Consider the following 7,529-nt stretch of genomic DNA (forward strand, 5'->3'; position numbering starts at 1 on the left):
TTATCGTTTCGAGTGTCACCTCGGGCAACTGTTCGGGCGAATCAAGGGAGAATCCGGCGTGGGTACCAAGCTACACGGCGATCGCTGAGATCCAGGCTCTCACGGTGGCCCACGCCGGCTCTCGACACCTAATCTGCCAGATTGCGAACAGATAAGGCTCTTACGCGGCATCCATGCCGCGTAAGGTCCCGCGACGGTGGGCGGGCAAGGACCAGTCGAGATGGTCGGTGCGCATGGTTGCAAGCAAGGCATGGTGTGTTATTTGAACAACGCTGCGGCCCATCAGCTTTGCAACGCAAAACGTAACGCGATCAACAGGTAGGCTTTCATCAAACTACCTACGAACTCTCTGGCGCGGTGTCCTCACCGATTGCGGGACCGTGTGGCGGCATGGATGCCGCCACCGAGCCCCCAGGGATGGGTTTACGGCGTGTCCCGCGAGCGGCGAGGGCACCGCGCCCTCGACCCAGGCGAGCGCTTGCCAGTTTTTGTTAGCCCCTCTAATTGCAGCAATGCACGACGATTCGCCAGCTGATTGCCCACTTCACATTCGCTTCAAATTCGCCTCAAACCCTCCACACCCGCGCATCGCACCCTGGCCACCTCCAAGAATGAGGATGGCCGATGAAATCCCTGAAACTGTTGTTGCGGTTCGCCACCATCGGCGGGCTGATCCTGCTGCTGCTGATTCCGTTGCTGTTGATCCGCGGCGCCGTGCAGGACCGCGCCCGCTACCGCGACGAAGCGGTGGAGCGGGTGGCGCAGAGCAAGGCGGGCGAGCAGCAGTTCATCGCGCCGGTGCGGGTGCTGCCGTATACCGAGGACGTGCAGGTCACCGAGCCGGACGAGCAGGGCAATCAGCGCAAGGTGTGGCGCAAGCGCGAAGGCGTGCTGCTGCAGACCCCGCGCAGCCTGAAACTCAGCGGCGAGATGGTGCCCTCGGTGCGCGAAGTGGGCCTGTATCGCGTGCAGGTGTATTCCTGGAAAGCGACCCTGCATGCCGAGTACGCACCGTTTGACTACGTCGCCGCGCCGACCCGCGTGTATGGCCAGCCGCACCTGGCGGTGGGCATTTCCGATGTGCGTGGGCTGGTGGGCACGCCACGCCTGCAGGTGGATGGGCGCACGCTGGCACTGGAAAGCGGCGCAGGCGCATTGGCCGATCGCTCGGCAGGGATCCATGCCCAACTGAGCCCGCTGGCCGACCCGGTTGCCGGCCGCGTGCAGGACGGCAACGTGGTGGACATGCAGTTCGTGCTGGATGGCACGCGCCGGCTGGCCATCGCACCGATCGCCGACAACAACGAGATCGCCTTGCGTTCCAGCTGGCAACACCCGTCTTTCGGCGGCCGCTTCCTGCCGAACGCGCCGAGCATCGGGCCGAAGGGCTTCGATGCCAGCTGGTCGCTGTCGTCGCTGGCCACCGGTGCGCAGACGCAGTTGCAGTCCAGCCAATCGTCGTTGGATACGCTGGAAGTGCGCCTGGTCGACCCGGTGGACGTGTATACCCAGGCCGACCGCGCCAGCAAGTACGGCATCCTGTTCGTGGTGCTGACGTTTGTGGCGTTCGTGTTGTTCGAGTTGATCAAGCGCTTGCCGATTCATCCGCTTCAATACCTGCTGGTGGGTCTGGCGCTGGCGATCTTCTTCCTGCTGTTGTTGAGCCTTTCCGAGCACATCGCGTTCTGGCAGGCGTATCTGGTGTCGGCCGCGGCGTGTATCGGGCTGCAGTTCTTCTACCTGTCCGGCGTGCTGCGTAGCTGGGCACGTGCAGCGGGGTTCTCGGTGATGCTCACCGCGTTGTATGGCGTGCTCTACAGCCTGCTTGTTTCCGAAGACAACGCGCTGCTGATGGGATCGTTGCTGTTGTTCGGCATCCTGGCCAGCATCATGTGGGTCACCCGCAAGCTCGATTGGTACGAGCTTGGCAACAGCCTGCGCTGAGGCCGGCATGCTCGCTCACGCACAGGTGCACCGGCGGGCGCAGCGTTTGCTGCCCGCCGGGATCGACACGGTGGCGCTGCTTCCCGCAGCGCCACTGCAATGTTGGGAATGTTCGCCGTTGTCGGCGTTGCCGCTCGGCCGTGAGGGGCGCGGCGGCGTGATCGGCCTGCGCCTGCATGCAGCCACTGCGCAGGCGCTGCGCACGGGCGGAGCTGGTTTTTTGCAGGCGGCGCAGCAGCACAAAGTGCAGCCTGGCAAGGCGCCGATGCGCAGCTACGGGCCATGGCAGCGGCTGAACAACGGCAGCTATTGGGCGCGCAGTACCGATGCACTGCTCGGGGTGCTGCTGGCCGCCGACGAGGCGGCGGTGTGGTTGTTGTGGCAGCAACCCGATGCGGCGGGTCCGGGCCACGGCCGTTGGCTGCGGTGAGGCTCAATGTGGCAGGCGCGCCAGGCTCGCTTACCATGCAGGCATGACTGGTTCCTCCCTGATCGTCGAAACGGTGCGCGGCACGGACGTGTTGCCGCATCTGGATGCGGTAGCGCAGCTGCGCATCGCGGTGTTCCGGGCATGGCCGTATCTGTATGACGGCCATGCCGATTACGAACGCGGTTATCTGGCTGCGTATGCGGCCTCGCCGGATAGCGTGTTCGTGCTGGCACGCGATGGCGATGCGGTAATCGGTGCCTCTACCGGTTTGCCGTTGCTCGACGACAGCGAGGCCTTTCACGTGCCGTTTCGCGCGGCCGGCATCGACCCGGCCAGCGTGTTCTATTTCGGCGAGTCGGTGTTGCTGCCGGCGTATCGCGGGCAGGGGATCGGTCATGCCTTTTTCGACCGGCGCGAAGCGCATGCACGCGCGCTGGGCCGATTTGCGCTCACTGCGTTTTGCTCGGTGGAACGTGCAGAAGACGATCCGCGCAAACCGGCCGACTACCGGCCCAACGATGTGTTCTGGCGCAAGCGCGGCTATGCGCCGCAACCGCAGATGCGCGTGCAGTTGGCATGGGCGGAGTTGCAACACGGCGAGATCGACCACAGCTTGAGCGTGTGGACGCGTGCGGTGTCGTCATGATTGCCAACGAGCGCCTCGCCACGTCGCACCTTCCGATCAATCGCAGCAAGGCCACCAGATGAAAATCGCCGTCGCCAAATACCCGATCGGCAAACCCGCCGATTTCACTGCGTTCGCCGCGCGTCAATCCGTGTTGGTGAGTGAGGCCGCCGCTACCGGCGCACGTGTGTTGGTACTGCCGGAATATCTGGCGCTGGAGCTGGGCGCAACCTTCGGCACGCATGTTTCTGCCGGTTTGCCGGAGTCGCTGGCGGCGATCCAGGCGCTGCGTGCGCCGTGGCTGGAGCTGTTTTCCGGATTGGCGCGGCAGCATCAGGTGCATCTGATTGCCGGTAGTTTTCTGCTTGATCTGGGCCAGGGCCGCTACCGCAATCGCAGCGACTGGTTTACGCCCGAGGGCCGGCACGGTTGGCAGGACAAACTGCAACTCACCGGCTTCGAAAAGGCCACCGGGCTGATCGAGCCCGGCGATGCGCTGAAGGTGTTCGAGCTGGACGGCGTGCGCGCGGCGATCGCGATCTGCTACGACAGCGAGTTCCCGCTGCCGGTGCGTGCGCAATACGAAGCAGGTGCGCGGCTGTTGATCGTGCCCAGCTGCACCGACACCGCCGCCGGCGCGATGCGGGTGCGCATCGGTTGCCTGGCGCGCGCGCTGGAAAACCGCGTGTTCGTCGCGCAATCGGTCACCGCCGGCGAGGCGCCGTGGAGCCCGGCACTGGACGTCAATACTGGCGAGGCGGCGGTGTTCGCGCCGATGGATGTCGGCTTCCCGGCCGATGGCGTGCTGGCGCAGACGCACGGCGATGCGGTGTGGGCGTATGCGGAGCTGGACTTCGATGCCTTCGAAGCCAGCCGCGCACACGCGCAAGTCGCCAACGATCGCGATTGGCACGGGCAGTTGGCCGCTCACGTAGCGCGTGCCAAGCTGGCCGGGTTCGACTGACCTATTACCCACCAGGTTCCCATGACCAAGAAAACCCTGATTCCGCACAGCGTCCGGCTCGAATTCGCGCCCGGCGCGCTGGTGCACAGCAATCTGTCCGGCGCGGCCTTCACCGACGACTGGCTGTGGGTGGCCGGCGACGAAGCCTGCGCGGTGGATCGGCTGCGCAAGCTCGATCCCGTGCAGCGCGAGACGCTGCGCTTCGGTGAAGGGCAGAGCTTTGCGCTGGCCGAGCTGCTGGATCTGCCGGGCGAGGCGGCCGAGGAGGCGGATCTGGAAGGCATGGCGCTGTCGGATGGATTTCTGTGGGTGATCGGCTCGCATGGGCTCAAGCGCAAGAACGCCAAACGCAGTCGCGACGATGCCGAAAACGCCAAGCGCCTGACCAAGCTCAAACTCGATGCCAACCGCCGCCTGCTGGCCTGTCTGCCGATCGAACGCGATGCCGACGGCACCCCGCGACTGGTGCGCGAAGCCGCCGACGGCCGTCGCGCGCTGCGACTCAAGGGCGATGCCAAGCACAACCAGCTCACCGACCTGCTGGCCGATGACCCGCATTTCGGCCCGTTTCTGAAGATCCCGGGCAAGGACAACGGCTTCGATATCGAAGGCATCGTGGTGGACGGCCAGCGCTTGTTGCTGGGCCTGCGTGGGCCGGTGCTGCGCGGCTGGTCGGCAATGCTGGAGATCCGGGTCGAGGCGCATGGTGATCATCTACGCCTGGCGCCGCTGGACGAAGACGGCACGCTGTTGCGCAAGCACTTCCTGCAACTGGGCGGGCTGGGCATCCGCGACCTGCATTATTCCGGCGACGATCTGTACCTGTTGGCCGGGCCGACCATGGTGCTGAACGGCGAAATCCGCCTGTTCAAATGGCCGGACGCGCGCGCAGCGCTGGCCGCCAACCAGGCACCGGTGCGCTTTCAGCACGACCTGCTGGAATCGGCGGTGCTGCCGCATGGCACCGACAGCGACCGTGCCGAGGCGATCTGCAATCTTCCCAAACACCTGGCCGGCAACACGCCCAGCTGGCTGGTGCTGTACGACGCGCCAGGCCCGGCGCGCAGCGGTGGCAATTGCGTGGTCTACGGCGACCTGCTGCGCAACCGCTGAGCCGCAAGCGGGCAGGTCTGCGCTGCGCAAGGTAAAATCGGCCGACACCCGTTTCGCCGAGCGCTCCATGACCTGCCGCACCCGTTTTGCCCCCAGCCCCACCGGTTACCTGCACATCGGTGGCGCCCGCACCGCCCTGTATTGCTGGCTGGAGGCACGCCACCGCGGCGGGCAGTTCGTGCTGCGCATCGAAGACACCGACCGTGAGCGCAGCACCCAGGAGGCGATCGACGCCATCCTGGAGGCAATGGAGTGGCTGGGCCTGGGCTACGACGAAGGCCCGATCTACCAGACCCAGCGCGTGGCCCGCTATCAGGAGGTCACCGAGCAGCTGCTGGCGCAAGGCAAGGCTTACTACGCCTACGAAACCCGCGCCGAGCTCGACGCCATGCGCGAGGCCGCGATGGCCAGGCAGGAAAAACCGCGCTACAACGGCGCCGCCCGCGAGCAGAACCTGCCGTATCGCGACGACCCCAACCGGGTGATCCGCTTCAAGAATCCGCAAGCCGGCACGGTGGTGTTCGACGACCTGATCAAGGGCCGCATCGAGATCGCCAACAGCGAGCTCGACGACATGGTGATCTTCCGCCCGGACGGCTTCCCCACCTACAACTTCGCGGTGGTGGTGGACGACTGGGACATGGGCATCACCGAGGTGATCCGCGGCGACGACCACATCAACAACACCCCGCGCCAGATCAACATCTACGAAGCGCTGGGCGCACCGGTGCCCAAGTTCGCGCACATGCCGATGATCCTGGACGAGCAGGGCGCCAAGCTGTCCAAGCGCACCGGCGCGGCCGACGTGATGCAGTACAGGGACGCCGGCTATCTGCCGCATGCGTTGATCAATTATCTGGCGCGTCTGGGCTGGTCGCACGGTGACCAGGAGTTGTTCACCCAGCAGGAATTGCTCGACCTGTTCGACGTCAAGGACGTCAATTCCAAGGCTGCGCGGCTGGACATGGCCAAGCTGGGCTGGGTCAATCAGCATTACCTCAAAACCGACGACCCGGCCAGCATCGCCCCGCAGCTGGAATATCAGCTGGCCAAGCTCGGCATCAATGTCGCTGCCGGCCCGGCCGCCGCCGATGTGGTGGTGGCGCTGCGCGAGCGCGTGCAGACCTTGAAGGAAATGGCCGAAAAAGCCGTGGTCTGGTACCAGCCGCTGGAAACCTATGACGAAGCCGCGGTGATCAAGCATCTCAAGCTGGGCGCCGAAATACCGCTTGGCAAGGCGCGCGAACTGCTGGCCGGGGTCAGCGAGTGGAGTGTGGAAAGTGTCTCGGCCGCGCTGCACGATGCGGCCGCCGCGCTGGAACTGGGCATGGGCAAGGTCGCCCAGCCGCTGCGTGTGGCCATCACCGGCACCCAGGTGAGCCCGGACATTTCGCAGACGGTGTACCTGGCCGGCCGCGAGGGCGCCTTGAAACGCATCGATGCGGCACTCATCAAGATAGGAGCGGGCTGACCGCCGGAGCCTGTGATGAAAACCAACGAACACGCCTGCACTGCACCGCATCACCACGTTGACGACGCCAACGGCTTCGTGCGCGCGGTGGAGCGTGCGTGCAGCGAGCGCGGCCTGCGGCTGACGCCGATCCGCGCGAATGTGCTGCGGCTGATCGCCGATGCCGGCAAGCCGGTCAAGGCCTACGAGCTGCTGGACTGGGTGCGCGAAGGCAAGGGCGTCGGCGCCGACGCCCCGCCCACGGTGTATCGCGCGCTGGATTTTCTGATGGCCAACGGCTTCGTGCACAAGCTCGAATCGGTCAACGCCTTCGTCGCCTGCCACCACCCCAACAGCGCCCAGCACTCGGTGCCGTTCCTGATCTGCGACCGCTGCCATAGCGCGGTGGAGCTGGAAGACCGCGACGTGGTCTCGCAACTGGAAGCCCGCGCCAAGGCGCTGGGTTTCCAGCCGCAGGCGCAGACGCTGGAAGTGCATGGCTTGTGCGCCAAGTGCGCGGTGGCCTAGTAAGGATCGCCAGGCAAGCGCAGGGCGGTTCACCTAGAGCGGCTAACAAAACCTAGCGAGCGGGCGCCTGTCAGTGAGTGCAGGGGTTTTGTCGGCCGTCATCTTGGTGGATGCAGTCAGACGTCCAGATCAAACACTGAGTGGGTCGAATGCGCGGTGCCCTCACCGCTCGCGGGACACGCCGTGAACCCGTCCCTGGGGGCTCGGTGGCGGCATCCATGCCGCACACGGTCCCGCAATCGGTGAGGACACCGCACCAGAGAGTTTGTAGGTTGCTTTGTTGAGAGCCTGCCCATTGCTTTGACTGCATTGAGAAGATGATCGGACACGCCGTTATCTAAGCAACGCACGTCACGCATTGCTTGCACTATGCACACCGACCATCTCGACTGGTCCTTGCCCGCCCACCGTCGCGGGACCTTACGCGGCATGGATGCCGCGTAAGAGCCTACATGGACGTACTTGCGGCGTGTCC

General features: G+C 65.2%; 7 protein-coding genes. All 7 read left to right on the plus strand.

The annotated features are described in order from the left end of the window. Positions 1-624: 624 nt before the first annotated feature. Positions 625-1,944, plus strand: a complete 1,320-nt coding sequence (gene creD / locus ABS769_RS21810) for a cell envelope integrity protein CreD (RefSeq protein ID WP_317063295.1) — start codon at positions 625-627, stop codon at positions 1,942-1,944. A gap of 7 nt (positions 1,945-1,951) precedes the next feature. Further along, on the plus strand, positions 1,952-2,374 hold the full coding sequence (locus ABS769_RS21815; RefSeq protein ID WP_317063294.1) for a hypothetical protein: 423 nt from the start codon (positions 1,952-1,954) through the stop codon (positions 2,372-2,374). A gap of 43 nt (positions 2,375-2,417) precedes the next feature. Then, entirely contained in the window at positions 2,418-3,020 is a 603-nt protein-coding gene (locus ABS769_RS21820; protein ID WP_317063293.1) for a GNAT family N-acetyltransferase, read from the plus strand. A gap of 58 nt (positions 3,021-3,078) precedes the next feature. Next, positions 3,079-3,963 carry a carbon-nitrogen hydrolase family protein gene (locus ABS769_RS21825; RefSeq protein ID WP_317063292.1) on the plus strand — a complete coding sequence of 295 codons (885 nt, stop codon included), beginning with the start codon at positions 3,079-3,081 and terminating at the stop codon, positions 3,961-3,963. Positions 3,964-3,984: 21 nt separating this feature from the next. Continuing rightward, positions 3,985-5,076, plus strand: a complete 1,092-nt coding sequence (locus ABS769_RS21830; protein ID WP_317063291.1) for a DUF3616 domain-containing protein — start codon at positions 3,985-3,987, stop codon at positions 5,074-5,076. A gap of 67 nt (positions 5,077-5,143) precedes the next feature. Then, on the plus strand, positions 5,144-6,547 hold the full coding sequence (gltX, locus tag ABS769_RS21835) for a glutamate--tRNA ligase (protein WP_317063290.1): 1,404 nt from the start codon (positions 5,144-5,146) through the stop codon (positions 6,545-6,547). Positions 6,548-6,562: 15 nt separating this feature from the next. Further along, on the plus strand, positions 6,563-7,054 hold the full coding sequence (locus tag ABS769_RS21840; protein ID WP_317063289.1) for a transcriptional repressor: 492 nt from the start codon (positions 6,563-6,565) through the stop codon (positions 7,052-7,054). The last annotated feature ends 475 nt before the right edge of the window (positions 7,055-7,529 follow it).

The organism is Xanthomonas hortorum (genome assembly GCF_040279205.1).
In the GTDB taxonomy this organism is placed as follows: domain Bacteria; phylum Pseudomonadota; class Gammaproteobacteria; order Xanthomonadales; family Xanthomonadaceae; genus Xanthomonas; species Xanthomonas hortorum_F.